Source organism: Methylobacterium oryzihabitans, from assembly GCF_004004555.2.
Classification (GTDB): Bacteria; Pseudomonadota; Alphaproteobacteria; order Rhizobiales; family Beijerinckiaceae; genus Methylobacterium; species Methylobacterium oryzihabitans.
Map to the genome: position 1 here is coordinate 35,402 of NZ_SACP01000033.1, position 17,094 is coordinate 52,495.

Below are 17,094 nucleotides of genomic sequence, written 5' to 3' on the forward strand. Positions count from 1 at the left end.
AATGAGCGGTTTCTGGCGCATCGCGCGGCGTTTGCCCACGCTCTACCCGCGACGTGCCCGCACATTTCCCTTGCGGCCCGTCTGGAGCCGTTCCACTCTGACGCCGGAAATTCGGTCAGCGAACGAGACCCCAGAGTCCGGGCCGACCTCGCGCGGGAGAACGCCGCCATGATGAGCCAGGAACAGAACGACAGGATCACCCGGGTCGGCGCCGCGACGCCCCTCGGCCGGCTCATGCGCCGCTACTGGCAGCCGGCGGCCCTCGTCGACGAGCTCGCCGGCGAGCGGCCGGTGCGCCCGGTGCGCCTGCTCGGCGAGAACTTCGTGCTGTTTCGCGACGGCCAGGGCCGCTACGGCCTCATCGACCGCGACTGCCCCCATCGCGGCGCCGACCTCGCCTTCGGGCGGCTGGAGCCGGCGGGCCTTCGCTGCGCCTTCCACGGCTGGCTGTTCGACGCCGAGGGGCGCTGCCTGGAAACCCCGGCCGAGCCGGCGGGCTCGCGGCTCTGCGCCAACATCCGCCAGCGCGCCTTCCCGGTGGTCGAGCGGTCCGGCATCCTGTGGGCCTATCTCGGCGAGGGCGAGCCGCCGGCCTTCCCCGAGATCGACTGCTTCGTCGCCGAGGAGTCCTACACCTTCGCGTTCAAGGGCCTGATCGAGTGCAACTGGCTCCAGGCGCTGGAGGTCGGCATCGACCCGGCCCACGCCTCGTTCCTGCACCGCTTCTTCGAGGACGAGGACCCGCACGACGCCTACGGCAAGCAGTTCCGCGGCGCCTCCGCCGACAGCCACCTGCCGATGACCCGGATCCTGCGCGAATACGACCGTCCGATCATCAACGTCGAGCGCACCGAGTACGGCATGCGCATCATCGCCCTGCGCGAGATCGACGAGGCGCGCACCCATGTCCGGGTGACGAACCAGCTCTTCCCGCACGGTTTCGTCATCCCGCTCTCGACCGAGATGACCATCACCCAGTGGCACGTCCCCGTCGACGACGAGACCTGCTACTGGTACGCGGTGTTCACCAGCTACACCAAGCCGGTGGACAAGCAGAAGATGCGCGACCAGCGCCTCGAACTCTACGAGCTGCCGGACTACGTCTCGCGCAAGAACCGCCACAACGATTACGGCTTCGATCCGCACGAGCAGCAGCACAGCACCTACACGGGCATGGGCGCCGACATCAACGTCCACGACCAGTGGGCGGTGGAATCGATGGGCCGGATCCAGGACCGCACCCGCGAGCATCTCGGCCAGTCCGACAAGGCGATCATCCTCTACCGCCGGATCCTGCGCGAGGAGATCGCCAAGGTCGAGGCCGGCGAGGCGCCGCTGCTCGCCCTCGACGCCCGCACCGCCCGCAGCGTCCAGGGCCCGGCGACGATGGACGGAATCGGGCCGACCCGCGGCTGGGAGACCTACTGGATGGAGGTCGACGTGAAGCGCCGCCGCGGCGCGCCCTGGGTCGCGCCGGTGCCGGCCGAGATCGCCGCCCGCCTGCCCGCCGAAGCGGCCGAGTGAGCCGATGAGCCTCGCGGAGACCTGCGGCCTGTGGGGCTCGGAGCGGCAGGAACAGGCCGCCCGTGTCGCCCGCACCATCGAGGAGCAGGGCATCGAGGTCGTCCGGCTGTCGTTCCCCGACCAGCACGGCGTCCTGCGCGGCAAGACCCTGGTGGCGGGCGAGGCGGTCAAGGCCCTGCGCGCCGGCTGCCTCGCCACCTCGACGCTGCTGCTCAAGGACACCGCCCACCGCACGGTGTTTCCGGTCTTCTCGGCCGGCGGGGGCCTGGGCCTGCGCGAGTTCGAAGGCGCGGCCGACCTCGCGATGCTGCCCGACCCGGCGACCTTCCGGGTGCTGCCCTGGGCCGAGCGCACCGGCTTCCTGCTCTGCGACCTGTTCTTTCGCGATGGCCGGCCGTTCCCGTTCGACGGCCGCGGCCTCTACCGCAAGGCGCTGGCGCGCCTCGCCGAACAGGGCCGGGACTTCGTCGCCGGCATCGAGGTCGAGTTCCACCTCTACCGGATGGCCGATCCGCGCCTCGCCCCCGAGGACGCGACCCAGCCCGGCCGGCCGCCCGAGGTCGGGCTTCTGTCCAAGGGCTACCAGTACCTGACCGAGCAGCGCTACGACCAGATGGCGCCGGCCCTCGATCCGATCCGCCGCGCCGTCCTGGCCCTCGGCCTGCCCCTGCGCTCGGTCGAGGTCGAGTTCGGGCCGAGCCAGTGCGAGTTCACCTTCGCGCCGACCACCGGCCTCGAACCGGCCGACCTGATGGTGCTGTTCCGCTCCTGCGTGAAGCAGGTCGCGGCCCGCCACGGCTACCACGCCACCTTCATGTGCCGGCCGCAGATCGCCAATTCCTTCGCGTCGGGCTGGCACCTGCACCAGAGCCTGCGCGACCGCGACAGCGGCCGCAACCTGTTCATGGCTCCGGAGGGATCGGCGTCCGAGGAGGGCCAGCCGCTCTCGCCCCTCGGCCGGCACTACCTCGCCGGGCTGCTCCACCACGCCCGGGCGGCGGCGGTGTTCACCACCCCGACGATCAACGGCTACAAGCGCTACCGCGGCTACTCGCTCGCCCCCGACCGGGCGATCTGGGCCTGCGACAACCGCGGCGTGATGGTGCGGGTCCTCGGCGGGCCGGGCGACCCGGCGACCCGGCTGGAGAACCGGGCCGGCGAGCCGCTGGCCAACCCCTATCTCTACATGGCCTCGCAGATCCATGCCGGCCTCGACGGCATCGCCCGCGGGCTGGAGCCCGGTGCGTCGGCCGACGCACCCTACGAGGCCGAGGCGCCGCTGCTGCCCAAGAGCCTGCGCGAGGCGGTGATCGCGCTTCACGACAGCGCGTTCTTCCGCGACGCGTTCGGCTCCGCCTTCATCGACTATTACCTGCGCATCAAGTCGGCCGAGATCGAGCGCTTCCAGGCCGAGGTGACCGACTGGGAACAGCGCGAATACTTCGACCTGTTCTGATCCACCAGGGGACGCGACGATGGACGAGGCCACACTCGACGGTATTGCCCGGCGCACCTCCGACCGCCGCACGGTGCTGAAATCCCTCGGCGCCGGCGCCGCCGCGCTCGCCCTCGGCCGGCCGGCCCTGGCGCAGTCGTCGGAGCCGCTCAGGATCGGCATGATCGTGACCTATTCCGGTCCCTATGCCGATTACGGCCGGCAGATGGACAACGGCATGGCCCTGTGGCTGAAGCAGAACGGCGGCAAGGTCGCCGGGCGCGAGGTCGCGATCATCAAGCGCGACACCGCCGGCCCGGCGCCGGACCTCGCCACGCGCTTCGCCCGCGAGCTCATCACCCGCGACAAGGTCGACGCCATCATGGGCCTCGACTTCAGCCCCAACGCCATCGCGATCGGGCCGGTGCTGAGCCAGGCCAAGATCCCCTGCATCGTGCTCAACGCCTCGGCCTCGGTGATCCCGTCGAAGTCGCCGTACTTCGCCCGGATCTCGTTCACGGTCGGGCAGGTCAGCGCTCCGATGGGCACCTGGGCCGGGCGCCAGGGCACCAAGACCGCCATGACCCTGGTCTCGGATTACGGCCCGGGGGCGGATGCCGAGAAGGCGTTCGGGCAGAGCTTCGCGGCCGCCGGCGGCAAGGTGGTGGGCGCCCTGCGCGCGCCCTTGAGCAACCCGGACTTCTCCGCCTTCGTCCAGCGCATCCGCGACGAGAAGCCCGAGGCGGCGTTCTTCTTCTTTCCCTCCGGCGACCTGCCCAACAACTTCCTCAAGGCGGCGCGCGAGCGTGGGCTGGCCGAGGCCGGGATCAGGCTCCTCGCCACCGGCGAGGCGATGGACGACAGCTACATGCAGGCGGCGGGCGACGCCGGGCTCGGGCTGATCACCACCCACCACTACTCGACCGCGCACCCGTCCGACCTCAACCGCCGCTTCGTCGCCGGCTACCGGGCCGAGCACGGCGACTACGCGCCGAACTACATGGCGATGACCGCCTATGACGGCCTCGCCGCCCTCGACGCGGCGCTCGCCAAGTCCGGCGGCAAGGGCGGCGACGCCCTGATGACGGCGCTGCGCGGCCTCGCCTTCGAGAGCCCGCGAGGGCCGATCGAGATCGGGCCGGAGACCCGCGACATCGTCCAGACGGTCTACGTCCGCCGCACCGAGCGGATCGACGGCAGGCTCGTCTGCACCGAGTTCGACAAGTTCGACCGCGTCACCGACCCGCTGGCGTAGGGCGGGAAGGGCTCGAAGCGGGTGGTTCGACGATTGAGAGTCCAGCGCGGGATCCCCGCTCCAGATCGGGATCGCAACTTCATATAACGGATTGCGCGCGTTCTCCTCGCGCCTCGTTCGGCGATGTGTGAATCTGCTGGTGCGAATGGGAGAGCGGAACCCCCGCCCGTGTCGAAACCCGCAGATCCTCGGAATCAGCCGCAGCCTCCCCGATGAGCGACCATCCAACTTGTCCATGACGGAGCATCCTCGATGACGGGCCTGCCGGTGGTCGTGTTCGACGGCCTCGCCTACGGCATGCTGCTGTTCCTGATGAGCGTCGGGCTCGCGGTGACGCTCGGGCTGATGGGGCTCGTCAACCTCGCCCACGGCGCCTTCGCGGCAGGCGGCGGCTACGTCGCGGCCCTGGCGATGTCCCGCGCCGGGGTGCCGTTCCTGCTCGCCCTGCCGCTGGCGGCGCTCGCCGCGGCGGTCGGCGGAGTGGTGCTGGAGCGGCTGCTGTTTCGCCGCCTCTACGGCCGCAGCCCGCTGGATCAGGTGCTGTTCACCGTCGGGCTGGTCTATGTCTGGATCGCCGCCGCCACCGCGGCCTTCGGTGCCGGCCAGCAGCCGGCGGACCTGCCGGGCTTCCTCCAGGGGCAGGTCGATCTCGGCGGGGTGCGGGTCGGGCTCTACCGCCTCGTGCTGATCGGGCTCGGCGTCGCGGTCGCCCTCGCGCTGGCGCTCGGGCTGGAGCGCACCCGGATCGGCGCCCTGGTGCGGGCCTCGGTCGAGGATGCCGAGATGGCCGGCGGCGTCAGCATCCGGGTCGGGCGGCTGTTCGCCCTCACCTTCACCCTCGGGGCCGGGCTCGCCGGGCTGGGCGGCGCGCTGGCGGTGCCGGTGCTCGGCCTCGACCCGACCTTCCCGCTGAAGTACCTCGCCTATTTCCTCATCGTGGTCTGCATGGGCGGCGCCGGCACCGTCACGGGATCGTTCCTCGCCGCGGCCGCGGTCGGCCTCGTCGACGTCGCCGGCAAGTACTACCTGCCGGAGATCGGCGCCTTCGCGGTCTACGGGCTCGCCGTCGCCGCCCTGGTCTGGCGGCCGAACGGGGTCCTGCGCGCATGACGACACTCGGCCCGCGCCGGGTCCATCCGGCCGAGATCCTGCCCTGGCTCGCCCTCGCGGCGCTGCCGTGGATCGCGCCCGACCACGTCCTCCTCGGCTCGCAGATCGCGATCCTGGCGCTGTTCGCCCTCTCCCTCGACCTTCTGGTCGGCCATGCCGGACTGGTCTCCCTCGGGCACGCCGCCTTCTTCGGGCTCGGCGCCTACGCCGCCGCCCTGCTGGCGCTGCACGGCTGGAGCGAGCCGCTGACCGGCCTCGCCGCCGGCGGCCTCGTCGCGGGCCTCGCTGCCGCCCTGGTGGCACCGCTGGTGGTGCGGGTCCACGGCCTCGCGCAACTCATGGTGACGCTCGGCCTCGGGCTGATGCTGCACGAGGCGGCGAGCCGCGCCCGCGTCCTCACCGGCGGCGACGACGGCCTCAGCGGCTTCGATCTGAGCCCGGTGCTCGGCCTGTTCCCATTCGACCTCTACGGCTTCACCGCCTACGGCTACGCGCTCGCGGTGCTGGCGGCGGGGTTTTTGTTCTACACTCGCCTCGCCGCCTCGCCGTTCGGCTACGCCCTGCGCGGGCTGAAGCAGAACCCGGCCCGGATGGCGGCGCTCGGCACCGACGGGCGCCGGCGGCTGATCCAGGGCTTCGTCGTCGCGGCGGTGCTCGCCGGCATCGCCGGGGCCCTGCTCGCCCAGACCACGCAGTCGGTGGCGCTGGAGAGCCTGAGCTTCCACCGCTCGGCCGAGGTGCTGATCGTGCTGTGCCTCGGCGGCACCGGCGGGCGCTACGGCGGCCTCGTCGGCGCCCTGGTCTACATGGCGGCCCGGGACTGGCTGTCGGCGCTGAGCCCGCATTACTGGACCGGCTGGCTCGGCGCCGCGATGATGCTGACCGTGCTCGTGGTGCCGGGCGGCCTCGGCGGCGTGGCCCGGCGCCTGCACGGCCGGCTGCCGCGTCTGCACCGTGCCACTGGGACCCGCGTCGCCGCCGGGGGCGAATCGTGACGGCGGCGCTCGCCTCCGAGGGCCTGTCGGTGAGCTTCGGCTCGCTCCACGCCGTGTCAGGCGTCGACCTCGTCCTGCCGGCCGGCGCCCGCCATGCCCTGATCGGCCCCAACGGCGCCGGCAAGACCACCTTCGTGTCGCTGCTCACCGGGGCGCTCGCCCCCGATCGCGGCCGGGTGCGGCTGCATGGCGAGGACATCACCCGCGCATCCGTGCCGGCCCGGGTCAAGCGCGGCCTCGGCCGCACCTTCCAGGTCACGTCGCTGTTTCCCGAGATGACCGCCTTCGAGGCGGTGGCGCTGGCGCTGGCCGAGCGCGACGGGCTGACCTGGCGCTGCCTGCGACCGCTGGCCCGGCGCGGGCGCCGCGACGAGGCGGCGGAGATCCTCGGCCGGCTCGGCGCCCTGCCCCAGGCCGGCCGGCCCCTCGGCACCCTGGCCTACGGCCAGCAGCGCGTGATGGAGATCGCGCTCGCGCTCGCCGGCCGGCCGCGGGTGCTGCTCCTCGACGAGCCCGCCGCCGGCGTCCCGGCCGGCGAGAGCACGCGGCTGTTCGAGGTGCTCGAAACCCTGCCGGCCGACCTCGCCCTGCTGTTCATCGAGCACGACATGCACCTCGTGCGCCGCTTCGCCCGCACGGTCACCGTCATGGCCGGCGGCGCGGTGCTGGCCGAGGGCAGCCCGGCCGAGGTCGCGGCCGATCCGGCGGTGCGCGAGGCCTATCTCGGCCGGAGGCGCGCGTGAGCCCGCCGCTGCTCGCCGTCGAGGGCGTCACCGCCGGCTACGGCCGGGCGACGATCCTCGACGGGATCGACCTCGCGATCCCCGAGGGCGGCGGGCTGGCGCTGCTCGGCCGCAACGGCGTCGGCAAGACGACGCTGATCCGCACGCTGATGGGCCTGACCGACCGCACCGCCGGCCGGATCCTGTGGCGCGGCCGCGACGTCGCCGGGCTGCCGGCCGCCGAGCGGGTGAGGCTCGGCCTCGGCTGGGTGCCGCAGGAGCGGCGCATCTTCCGCACGCTCAGCGTGCAGGAGAACCTGGAGGTCGCCGCCCGGCCCGGCCCCTGGGACCTCGCCCGGGTCTACGCCCTGCTGCCGCGCCTCGCCGAGCGCCGGGCGAACCAGGGCTGGCAGCTCTCGGGCGGCGAGCAGCAATTGCTGGCGCTCGGCCGCGCCCTGATGCTCAATCCCGACCTGCTGCTCCTCGACGAGCCGCTGGAGGGCCTCGCCCCCGTGATGGTCGACGTGGTGCTCGACGCGATCCGCGAACTCGCCGGCACCGGGCTCGCCCTGGTGATGGTCGAGCAGCACGCCGCCGACGCCCTCGAACTCACCGGCCACGCGGTGGTGATGGACCGCGGCCGCATCGTCGCCCGGGCCGGCAGCGCCGCCCTGCTCGCCGACCCGGCCCGGATCGTGGAACTGACCGGGTTGTGACGGGCCTGCCGGACTGCGACCGGTTGGATCATTCCGGCTTTGTCTTTGCGCGGGACCCGCCTTATGAAATGGGAGTAGCGGTCTCCTACCCCAGGTTGCGGTCTCGACTTGCCCTCGCCTGTCCGTCCCGACCCGCCGGCCCGGCCGCAGATCGCTCCGGCCGAACTGGCCGACCGCGTCCAGCGCCTCGCGGGCGGCGAGCGGCTGTCGCTGATCGGTCTCGGGCGCGACCGGCTCGGCGAGATCCTGGCGGCGGACGGAGACGGGTTGCGGGGCGTGCTCCTGCTCGCGGTCGAGGATCTGTCCACCACCGCGGCGATCCTCGAGCGCATCCTCGACGACCTCGCCGACCTCGCGCTCGCGCGCTGGCCGCACTGGCACGAGGCGGGGGCGTCGGGTTCGGCCCTGTCCGCGTCCTGGCGTGACTCCGCCGCGCGCCGGGCCGGGGCCGGGCGACCGCCGCGGTTCCGCCGGCTGCCGGCGACGCTGGAATTCGCCGAGCTGCTCGCGGTCATCGACGCCTCGGGCGTCGTCCTGGTCGCCGAGGTCGATCCGGCGGCCCCCGTCCGCGCCGCGCCGGTGATCGAGGCGCTGGAATGGTGCGCCGGCCATGGCGCCGCCGTCGTGGCGGCCCTGCCCTCGGCTCCGCCGGAGGAGCCGCCCTATCCGCGCATCCTCTACGGCGCCCACGAGGTCCGCCACGCGCCGGTGCCGGCCGCCGCGCGGTTCATCGCGCCGCGCTCGCGGGCGCACCACGCCAGCCTCGCCGAGCGGCGGGTCGAGGCGGCCCTGCACGGCGACCCGGAACTCGCCGGCCTGTTCGCCGGCAATACGCCGGTGCCGGTCGGCGCCTGGGGCGGCAGCGTCCGCGTCGACCTCGTCTGCCGCGCGCACCGGGTCGTCGTGGAACTCGACGGCCCCGAGCACCGGACGCCGCAGAAATTCGCCGAGGACCGCCACCGCGACTACGAGCTTCTGGTGGCGGGCTACCTCGTGCTGCGCATCACCAACGACGAGGTCGAGGCCGACCTGCCCCGGGCGATCGAGAAGATCCGCGCGGTGGTCCGGCTGCGAGCCCCGGGGGAGGACCGGACCCGATGAGCGAGACGCCGACGCCGAAGCAGGCGCTGGTCCTGTGGTGCCTGCTCGGCCGCCAGGGCACCGCGTTGCAGAGCGAGATCCTGCCGCGGGTCGAGAAGGCCGACCGCGAGGCCCTGGTCGCGGGGCGCTTCCTGACGGTCGAGCGGGCCGGGCGCTCGTTCCGACTCACGGTGGCCGACAAGGGCTGGCGCTGGGCCGGCGAGCATGCCGACGCGCCGCTGCCGCCGAACTACCGCGTGCTCCAGGACTGGCTGGCGCGGGTGCGCCGGCACCTCGACGCCGCGGGCGTCACGCTCGCCGAGTTCGTCGGCTCCCCGCCCGAGCCGGAGGCCCCGCCGCCTTCCCGGCCGCGGCGCAGGGCGTCGGGCGGCTCACGCAAGGCGAAGGCGGCACCGCCCGACGGCGCTCGGGCGCCGGCGAAAATCCGCGCGCGGATCGAGGCGGCCTATCTCGCGCTGACCGGCGGCGAGACCGCCCGGGCCATCCGGCTGAGCGCCCTGCGCGAAAAGCTCGCCGACCTCGACCGCGCTGCCGTCGATGCCGGGCTCGCCGCGATCCTGCGCGGCGACCCGACCGCCCGGCTGAGCCAGCTCACCGACCCGAAGGCCTTGACCGCGGCCGAGCGCGCGGCCGCCTACGACCCGGCCGGCGAACCCTTCCACCTGATCTGGATCCAGCGATGAGCACCGCCCTCGACGCCCTGCGCCGGGTCAACTTCGACTGGGTGCGCACCCTCGACAGCGTCTGGCTCGACGTCGCGCCGACCGGCGGGCCGAACGACGCCCTCGCGCCGCAGATCGCCGCCGCCCTGCACGACGGCGCCCGCGACACCGGGCAGCGCGTGGCCGGCCGCGTCCTCCTCGGCCAGTCCGGCATCGGCAAGACCCACCTCGTCGGCCAGATCCGGCGCGAGGTTTGGGCCTCGGGCGGCTGGTTCGTGATGCTCGACGTGCTCGGGCTGACCGATTTCTGGCGCAGCGCCGCGCTCAGCTTCGTCGGCGCGCTGATGAAGTCGATGCCGGACGGGCGCCGACAATCCGACGCCGTGCTGGCCGGCGTCGCCCGCCGCTTCAACGTCGAGCGGCAGGTCGAGGAGGCGTTCAACACCCCCGACATCGACGTCCGCCGGATCGTCGACATCCTGGTCCGCGCGCTCATGCGCGATGATTCGGCCCGGGCGCTCGGCCATCAGGACGTGTTCCGCGCCCTCTGCCTCCTGCGCGCCGGCGACTTCGACACCGTTAGCCTCGCCCATGCGTGGCTCCAGGGCTACGACGCCGACCCGGCCGAGCGGGCGAAGCTCGGCTTCCGCAGCCCGCCGCCGGCCCCGGTCGAGGTGGTGCGCGGCCTGTCGTGGATCATGGGGCTGTCGGGACCGACCCTCGTCGCCCTCGACCAGATCGACGGCGTGGTCGATGCGAGCCGGATCGCCCTCGGCGACGACCTCGACGGCGCCGCGAGCCTGACCGAGGTGCTGGCCGCCGGCCTGCTCGAACTCCACGACGTCGGCGGCCGCGGCATGACGGTCGTCACCTGCCTGCAGGATTCGTGGACGCGCATCGAGGAACGCGGGCTGCGCTCGGCGCAGCAGCGGTTCGAGAGACCGGTCGCCCTCCAGGGCATGAACGACCGGATGGCGGCGGCGGCGCTGATCCGCGACCGGCTGGCGCCGGCCTATCGCGAGGCCGGGTTCGCGCCGTCGAGCCCGACCTGGCCCTATACCGACCGGGCCATCGCCGAGGCCGCCGCCCACGGCGTGATGCCCCGCACCCTGCTGATGCGCTGCGACGCGTTCCGCCGCGACTGCCTCGCCGGGGACGCGGTGACCGCCTGCGACAGCCTCATCGACCGGACGAAAGATACGCGCTTCGTCACGCCGCCCCCAATCTTCGACCTCGACGGCGAGCGCCGGGTCGCCGAGATCGGCGGCCTGCTCGACGGCGACGACGGCGGCCTCGGCGACCTGCTGCGCGCGACCTTCGACCTCTACGCCCTGGAGGACGACCCGGACGATTCCTGCGACGTCGCCAGCAAGGGCGAGCCCGAGCAGCGGATCCCGCCGCTGCACGGCCGCCTGACCTTTACCTACCGCGACGAGAACGACCGCGAGCGGCACGTCTGCTACCGCGCGCTCCAGCACCGCAACGCGATCGCGTTCCAGGCCCGGCTGCGGGCGGCGCTGACCGCGTCGGGGATCTCGACCCGCATCCCCGGGCGCGAACTGGTGCTGGTGCGCCGCGGCCCGGTGCCGACGGGCGCCAAGACGAAGCAGCTCTTCGACGCCTTCGCGGCGGCGGGCGGCCGGCTGGTCGATCCGTCCGACGACGACCTGCGCACCTTCGTGGCCTTGCGCACCCTGCGCGAGCGCGCCACCGAGGCCGGCGAGTTCGACCGGTTCGAGCGCTGGCTGCGCGGCCGGCAGCCGCTCCTCGCGACGGAGTTCTTCCGCCAGATCGGCCTCGCCGAACCGCGGGCGGGGGCGAGGGACGCGGGAGAGCCGGATGCCGTCGAGACGGTCGTGCCCGATTTGCCCGCCGCTCCGGAGCCGCCGCCCCGGCGGACGGCTCCCCCTGCCCCACCGCCGGCCGAGCCGGCGCCCGATGCCATCCCGGTCGGGCACCGCCTGACGCCGGAGGCACAGGCGGTGACGCTGCCGCTCCGGCTGCTGCCGCGCCACACCGCGATCATCGCCGGCTCGGGCTCGGGCAAGACCGTGCTGCTGCGGCGGCTGGTCGAGGAGGCGGCGCTGTCGGGCATCCCGGCGATCGTGGTCGATCCCAACAACGACCTGTCGCGCCTCGGCGATGCGTGGCCGGAGACGCCGAAGACCTTCACCCCCGAGGACGAGGCCAAGGCGGCGCGCTACCGGGCCGCGGTCGAGGTCGTGGTCTGGACCCCGGGCCGCCACGCCGGCAACCCGCTGTTCCTGTCGCCGCTGCCCGACTTCGCCGGGTTCGGCGACGACCGCGACGAGGGCGATCAGGCGATCGAGATGGCGGCCGAGACCCTCGGCCCCCTCGCGGGCGCGTCGAAGCCGCTCCAGAAGGGCGTGCTCGCCGAGGCTTTGCGGCTGTTCGCCGGCCGCGGCGGCGGCAATCTCGCGGACCTCACCGCGCTGCTCGCCGACCTGCCGGAGGGCGTCAGCCGGATCGGCAACGCGCAGAAGCTCGCCGCCGCCATGGCCGACCAGCTCTACGCCGCGGTCGCCACCAACCCGCTGCTGAAGGTCGAGGGCGCGGTCCTCGATCCCGCGCTGCTGTTCCACGGGCCCGACCCGGCCCGCACCCGGGTCTCGGTCGTCAACCTGTCGGGGCTGGCCTCCGACGCGGCGCGCGAGGACTTCGTCAACCGGCTCCAGATGGCGCTGTTCGGCTGGATCAAGAAAAATCCCTCGCCGCGCGGCATGCTCTACGTCGTCGACGAGGCCCAGACCTTCCTGCCCTCCGGGCGCGGCGTCCCGAGCCTCGGCAGCGGCATCAAGCTCGTGGCGCAGGGGCGCAAGTACGGGCTTGGGATGATCGTGGCGACGCAGGTGCCGCGCGGCATCCACAACCAGATCGTGTCGAACTGCACGACGCAGTTCTTCGGCCGCCAGAGCGCCCCGGCGACGATCTCGGCGGCGCAGGAGATCATGGCGGCGAACGGCGGCAGCGCCGCCGATATCGGGCGGCTCGCCATGGGCGAGTTCTACTTCTCGACCGAGAATTCGGGCCGCCCGGCCAAGCTGCGGACGCCGCTCTGCCTCAGCCACCACCCCGCCAACCCGCCGACGCCCGAGGAGGTCGCCGCGCAGGCCCGTCGCTCGGCGATCGCGGCCGGGCTCCGGGCGGCCCCGCCCTGAGCCCGGTCCCCGGACGCGCGCGATGACGGCAGGCCCGCCGTCGCATGGGCGATCCCGCCCGCGGGGTCGGGGGCCCGCCAACGCCGTGAACCCGTTCGCCGTCGGGACGCCCCCTCCGGCCTCCAGAGACGATCGACCGACCTCATACGATTTCCGATTGATCGCTTCTGGCGATTCCTGCGGGACCGTTTCGCGATGCGGACATCGACTTCGCTCATGCGTGTGGAGCCTTCGGCTCCACCGCGCGGGCTTGTGATACGATTCCCGGAACGAAACGTCCGGACATCGTATCACCTCCGGATTGCGGGCGGCGGTCTCGGGGCGGTCCGCCGCCCGGCCACGCTGCTGGCCGCGATCCCGCCGACGATGAGCGTCGCCGCGACCACCAGCGGCGGCGTGAGCGGATCGCCGAGAGCCAGCCCGGCGCAGGCGATGCCGACCACGGGCGTCGCCGTGAGGCCGAGCGCCGTGGCGAGGGCGGGCAGGCCGCGGTTGACCACCGACATCGCCCAGTAGCCGAGCGCCGTGCCCACCAGCCCACTGAAGGCGAGCAGGAGACCGGTCCGCCCGGTCCAGGCGAAGCGCGGCGCGCCCTCGACCGCGACGGCGAGCCCGGTCAGGACGCAGGCGGCGAGGAGCAATTGCCAGACGAGCAACTGGAACGGGCGCGCGGTCCAGGCCCGGGAGCGGATCAGCAGGATGTTTCCCGTCCAGCACAGCGACGCCGCGAGGACGAGGCCGATGCCGCCGGCGGTGTCGGGACGCGACCAGTCGACCGCGACCGGGTTGAGCAGCACCGCGAGCCCGACCAGCCCGAGCCCGACGCCGAGGCGGTGGCCCGGCCGCATCGCCTCGCCGAGGACGAGCGGCGCCGCGAGCGCGACCCAGAGCGGCGTGGTGTAGCCGAGCACGATCGCCTGGCTCGCCGGCAGCACCGCGAGGCCGGCCGCCGACAGGGTCGAGAACCCGACCATGTGCAGGAGCGCGGTGCCGAGGAGCGCCGGCCAATCGCCGGCCGGCGGGCGGATCAGCGCGCCGGAGGCGGCGAGCATCGCCAGCACGGCAGCGAAGGCGATCCAGCATCGCGAGGCGGTGACCCAGAGCGGGGGCACGGTCTCGACCAGCAGCTTCGTCACCGGCCAGTTGCAGCCCCAGGCGCCCACGACGAGGGCGAGCAGGGCGAAGGCACGGAGGCGGGAGGGAGCAGGGTCCATGGCCGGTCCTCGGGGTGATTCCGAACGACCGTTGCCGTAGGGTGCCGGCTGGATCCTCGCCGAGGCTCAGTTCCATCCATTCCGGAGGGCCAGCGGATGAGTGCGGTGCTGGCCGACCTGCTGGGGCACGATCTGCCGCGGACGCAAGGCCTCGCCGAGGCCCTCACGGCCCGGCTGCGCGGGCTGGTCGCCGGGGGCGCCCTCGCGCCCGGCACGATGCTGCCGTCGAGCCGGCGGCTCGCCGACGATCTCGGGGTCTCGCGCAACACCGTCACGGCCGCCTTCGGGCAACTGGCGGCGGAGGGCTACCTCGTGGTGCGCCAGGGCTGCCGGCCGGTCGTCGCGCCCGGGACGGGCCTCGCCGGCCCCGTCCCGGGACGGCCACCGGCGGGCGCCGCGGCGATGCCCCGCCTGTCGGCCTGGGCCGCCGCGCTGCCGCCGGCGCCCGCCTCCGCGACGCTGCGGCCGTTCCGCACCGGATTCGGCGACCCGCGGGAATTCCCCCACGCGGCCTGGGCGCGCTGCCTGCGCGACGCGGCCCGCCGCAGCCCGGCCGGCCCCCCCGCCGCCAACGCCCCGGCGCTCCAGGCGGGCCTGCGCGACCACCTCGCGGCGCAGCGCGGCGTGCGGGCCGAGCCCGATCGGGTCGTGATCCTGCCGACCGCCCGGGCGGCCCTGACCCTCGTCGCCGCCCTCGTCCTCGATCCGGGCGATCCCGCCTGGATCGAGGAGCCGGGCTATCCGGGGATCCGCGAGGCCCTGGCCGCCGCCGGAGCCCGGGTGGTCCCGGTGCCGGTCGACGCCCACGGGCTGACCCTGCCCCGGGACAGCCCGGTTCCGAAGCTCGTCGTCGTCACGCCCTCGCACCAGTTCCCGACCGGGTGCCTGATGCCGGTCGCGCGCCGGCGCGACCTCCTGCGCGCCGCCGACGCCGCCGGGGCGCTGATCCTCGAGGACGACTACGACGGCGAGTTCCACTTCGACGGGGCGCCGGTCCCGGCGCTCCAGGCGCTGACCGGGGCCGATCGCGCGATCTATGCCGGCACCTTCGCCAAGGCGACGAGCCCGGCCGTGCGGGTCGGATACATGGTGGTGCCGCGGCCCCTGCTGCCCGTGGCCCTGGCGGCGCAGCGCCATCTCGGCCTGACCGCGGCGCCCCAGGTCCAGGAGGCCCTGGCGCTGTTCCTCGGGCGCGGCCTCTACCGCGCGCATCTGCGCCGGACGCGGCGGCTCTACCGCGAACGGCGCGACCACCTCGTCGCGGCCCTGCGGAAGACCTGCGGCGACCGGATCGCGGTCGAGGCGCCGGCCGGCGGGCTTCAGGTCCTGGCGCGCCTGCGCGACGGCACCGCCGATGCCGCGGCGGCGGCGCGGGCCGGCGCGCGCGGACTCGACGTCCTGGCGCTGTCGCGGCTCCATGCCGGCCCGCCGGGCGACGCGGCCGGCCTGCTGCTCGGCTTCGCCGCATGGCGGCCGGCGGAACTGACCGAGGCGGTCGCCCGGCTCGACGCGGCCCTGCGCGACGCTTAACCGTCCTCCCGCAGCGCCTCCGCCACCCGGGCCTCCAGCAGGTCGGGCCGGCGCAGGATCAGGGCGCCGCGGGTGCGGTCGACGAGGCCCTCCTGGGCCATGGTGGTGAATTCGCGCGTTACCTGCTCGCGGCGGCAGCCGATGCGGGCGGCGAGCACGTGGTGGTAGGGCGGCGGGGTCACCACCCGCTCGCCGTCGGCGCCGGCCCGCGGCGAGGACAGGCGCAGCAACTCGGCGTAGAGCCGGTGGCGCAGGTCGAGCACCGCGTGCTCCATCAGCCGGGCGTTGAGCATCCGCACGCGCTTGGCCAGCAGCCGCAGCAGCCGCTCGCCGATCGGCGGCGCCGCGAACACGATCTGGCGAAACACCCCCGCCGGCACGACGCAGAGTTCGCCCCGCGTCAGCGCCGTGACGTTGGCCGAGCGGCTGACCCCGTCGATCGCCGCCAGCTCGCCGAAGAACTCGCCGCCGCGCATCTCGCCGAGGATCACCTCCTTGCCCGACTGGGTCCGGTTGAGGATCCGGACCTCGCCCGTGGCGAGGAAGTACACGTCGGTCGACGCGTCGTCGAAATCGACCAGGATCTCGTTCGGCTCGAAGCGGCGCCAGATGCAGCGGGCCTCGAACGGGCCGAGATCGATGCCCGGATCCTTGAAGAACGGAAAAACCGCTAGCCGCCCCATTGCCGAAACCCCCGCCGCGCCGTGGCTGTTCTGCCACGGTCCGGCCGGGCTTGCCAGGGTCGCGGCGGGATCGGCCGGGGATGCGGGACGCCCATCTGTCATCGAAACGACGACGATGCCGGCTAACCGGGCACGCTCGGCAGTGGCGTGAGGATCCGGCGGCATGGCGGTGGTGGTGGCGTTCCAGCCCTGGACGTTCCTCGATTCGGTGGTGAGCGTGGTGCTGGCCTTCGTGCTCGGCACGCTGATCGGGGCCGAGCGGCAGTACCGCCAGCGCACCGCGGGCCTGCGCACCACCGTGCTGGTGGCGGTCGGCGCCGCCGCCTTCGTCGATCTCGGCATGCGGCTCACCGGCCCCGACGGCGCGGTGCGGATCATCGCCTACGTCGTGTCGGGCGTCGGGTTCCTCGGCGCCGGCACGATCATGAAGGAGGGCACCAACGTCCGCGGCCTCAACACCGCCGCGACGCTGTGGTGCTCGGCGGCGGTCGGGGCGTTCGCGGGGGCCGACCTCGCCGCCGAGGCGGTGATGGTCGCGGTGGTGGTGCTGGCCGGCAACACGCTGCTGCGGCCGCTCGTCAACGCCATCAACCGCGCCCCGATCGACGAGCGCCTGACCGAGGCGACCTACGAGGTCCGGGTCACCGCCGGCGACGACCAGGTCGCCGCGCTGCGCGACGTGCTCACCGACCAGCTCGAGGCGGCGCACTACCCGGTGAGCGAGGTCGAGGTCGAGGAGCGCGGCCCCGACGAGTCGGAGCTCGTCGCGACGCTGGTCAGCACCGCGGTCGAGCCGGCGGAACTGGACGCGGTGGTCGCCGCCCTGGAGCGCCGGACCGAGGTCCGCCACGCCACCTGGGCCGCGCGCAACAGCGACTGAGCCCGACGCGCGCCCGCTCCCCGGCCGGCGCATGACGGGCTGGCCCGGATCCCGCTAAGGTCGCAGGCTCAGGCCGGGCCGCGGCGCC

At 73.9% G+C, this 17,094-nt stretch carries 14 protein-coding genes; 12 read left to right on the forward strand and 2 right to left on the reverse strand.

Annotation, left to right across the window (positions count from 1 at the left end; all coding sequences use genetic code 11):
- The first annotated feature begins 168 nt into the window (after window positions 1-168).
- The 10 genes from EOE48_RS24025 (at window position 169) to EOE48_RS24070 (ending at window position 12,699) form a co-directional block, all read left to right on the forward strand.
- Window positions 169-1,524 (forward strand): aromatic ring-hydroxylating dioxygenase subunit alpha, encoded by a 1,356-nt coding sequence (locus tag EOE48_RS24025; protein ID WP_127733419.1) that lies wholly within the window; start codon window positions 169-171, stop codon window positions 1,522-1,524.
- A gap of 4 nt (window positions 1,525-1,528) precedes the next feature.
- Window positions 1,529-2,980 (forward strand): glutamine synthetase family protein, encoded by a 1,452-nt coding sequence (locus EOE48_RS24030; RefSeq protein WP_127733420.1) that lies wholly within the window; start codon window positions 1,529-1,531, stop codon window positions 2,978-2,980.
- A gap of 19 nt (window positions 2,981-2,999) precedes the next feature.
- On the forward strand, window positions 3,000-4,214 hold the full coding sequence (locus tag EOE48_RS24035) for an ABC transporter substrate-binding protein (RefSeq protein ID WP_127733421.1): 1,215 nt from the start codon (window positions 3,000-3,002) through the stop codon (window positions 4,212-4,214).
- Window positions 4,215-4,466: 252 nt separating this feature from the next.
- Entirely contained in the window at window positions 4,467-5,324 is an 858-nt protein-coding gene (locus EOE48_RS24040) for a branched-chain amino acid ABC transporter permease (protein WP_127733422.1), read from the forward strand.
- Window positions 5,321-6,319: a branched-chain amino acid ABC transporter permease gene (locus tag EOE48_RS24045; RefSeq protein ID WP_127733423.1), complete on the forward strand. Its 999-nt coding sequence runs from the start codon at window positions 5,321-5,323 to the stop codon at window positions 6,317-6,319. The genes EOE48_RS24040 and EOE48_RS24045 overlap by 4 nt, the downstream gene beginning before the upstream one ends.
- Entirely contained in the window at window positions 6,316-7,062 is a 747-nt protein-coding gene (locus EOE48_RS24050; RefSeq protein ID WP_127733424.1) for an ABC transporter ATP-binding protein, read from the forward strand. The genes EOE48_RS24045 and EOE48_RS24050 overlap by 4 nt, the downstream gene beginning before the upstream one ends.
- Window positions 7,059-7,757 carry an ABC transporter ATP-binding protein gene (locus tag EOE48_RS24055; RefSeq protein WP_210249594.1) on the forward strand — a complete coding sequence of 233 codons (699 nt, stop codon included), beginning with the start codon at window positions 7,059-7,061 and terminating at the stop codon, window positions 7,755-7,757. Before EOE48_RS24050 ends, EOE48_RS24055 begins: the two co-directional genes overlap by 4 nt.
- Window positions 7,758-7,865: 108 nt before the next feature.
- On the forward strand, window positions 7,866-8,858 hold the full coding sequence (locus EOE48_RS24060) for an endonuclease domain-containing protein (RefSeq protein ID WP_127733425.1): 993 nt from the start codon (window positions 7,866-7,868) through the stop codon (window positions 8,856-8,858).
- The gene (locus tag EOE48_RS24065) at window positions 8,855-9,541 is read left to right on the forward strand and encodes a hypothetical protein (RefSeq protein ID WP_127733426.1); all 687 of its coding nucleotides are present in this window, start codon (window positions 8,855-8,857) and stop codon (window positions 9,539-9,541) included. Before EOE48_RS24060 ends, EOE48_RS24065 begins: the two co-directional genes overlap by 4 nt.
- Window positions 9,538-12,699, forward strand: coding sequence for an ATP-binding protein (locus tag EOE48_RS24070; protein WP_127733427.1), 3,162 nt, complete (start codon window positions 9,538-9,540; stop codon window positions 12,697-12,699). Before EOE48_RS24065 ends, EOE48_RS24070 begins: the two co-directional genes overlap by 4 nt.
- A gap of 290 nt (window positions 12,700-12,989) precedes the next feature.
- Here the strand turns inward: EOE48_RS24070 and EOE48_RS24075 are convergent, their stop codons facing one another.
- Window positions 12,990-13,913: a DMT family transporter gene (locus EOE48_RS24075; protein WP_127733428.1), complete on the reverse strand. Its 924-nt coding sequence runs from the start codon at window positions 13,911-13,913 to the stop codon at window positions 12,990-12,992.
- A 96-nt stretch (window positions 13,914-14,009) separates the two neighbouring features.
- Here EOE48_RS24075 and pdxR point away from each other — a divergent pair, with 96 nt between their 5' ends.
- Complete coding sequence (gene pdxR / locus EOE48_RS24080; protein ID WP_187371525.1) at window positions 14,010-15,443, forward strand: MocR-like pyridoxine biosynthesis transcription factor PdxR; 1,434 nt, start codon at window positions 14,010-14,012, stop codon at window positions 15,441-15,443.
- Here the strand turns inward: pdxR and EOE48_RS24085 are convergent.
- Window positions 15,440-16,126, reverse strand: coding sequence for a Crp/Fnr family transcriptional regulator (locus EOE48_RS24085; RefSeq protein WP_127733430.1), 687 nt, complete (start codon window positions 16,124-16,126; stop codon window positions 15,440-15,442). The two genes, pdxR and EOE48_RS24085, sit on opposite strands and share 4 nt — an antisense overlap.
- A gap of 163 nt (window positions 16,127-16,289) precedes the next feature.
- On the opposite strand from EOE48_RS24085, the gene EOE48_RS24090 reads away from it, so the two are divergent.
- Window positions 16,290-17,006: an MgtC/SapB family protein gene (locus EOE48_RS24090; RefSeq protein ID WP_127733431.1), complete on the forward strand. Its 717-nt coding sequence runs from the start codon at window positions 16,290-16,292 to the stop codon at window positions 17,004-17,006.
- The last annotated feature ends 88 nt before the right edge of the window (window positions 17,007-17,094 follow it).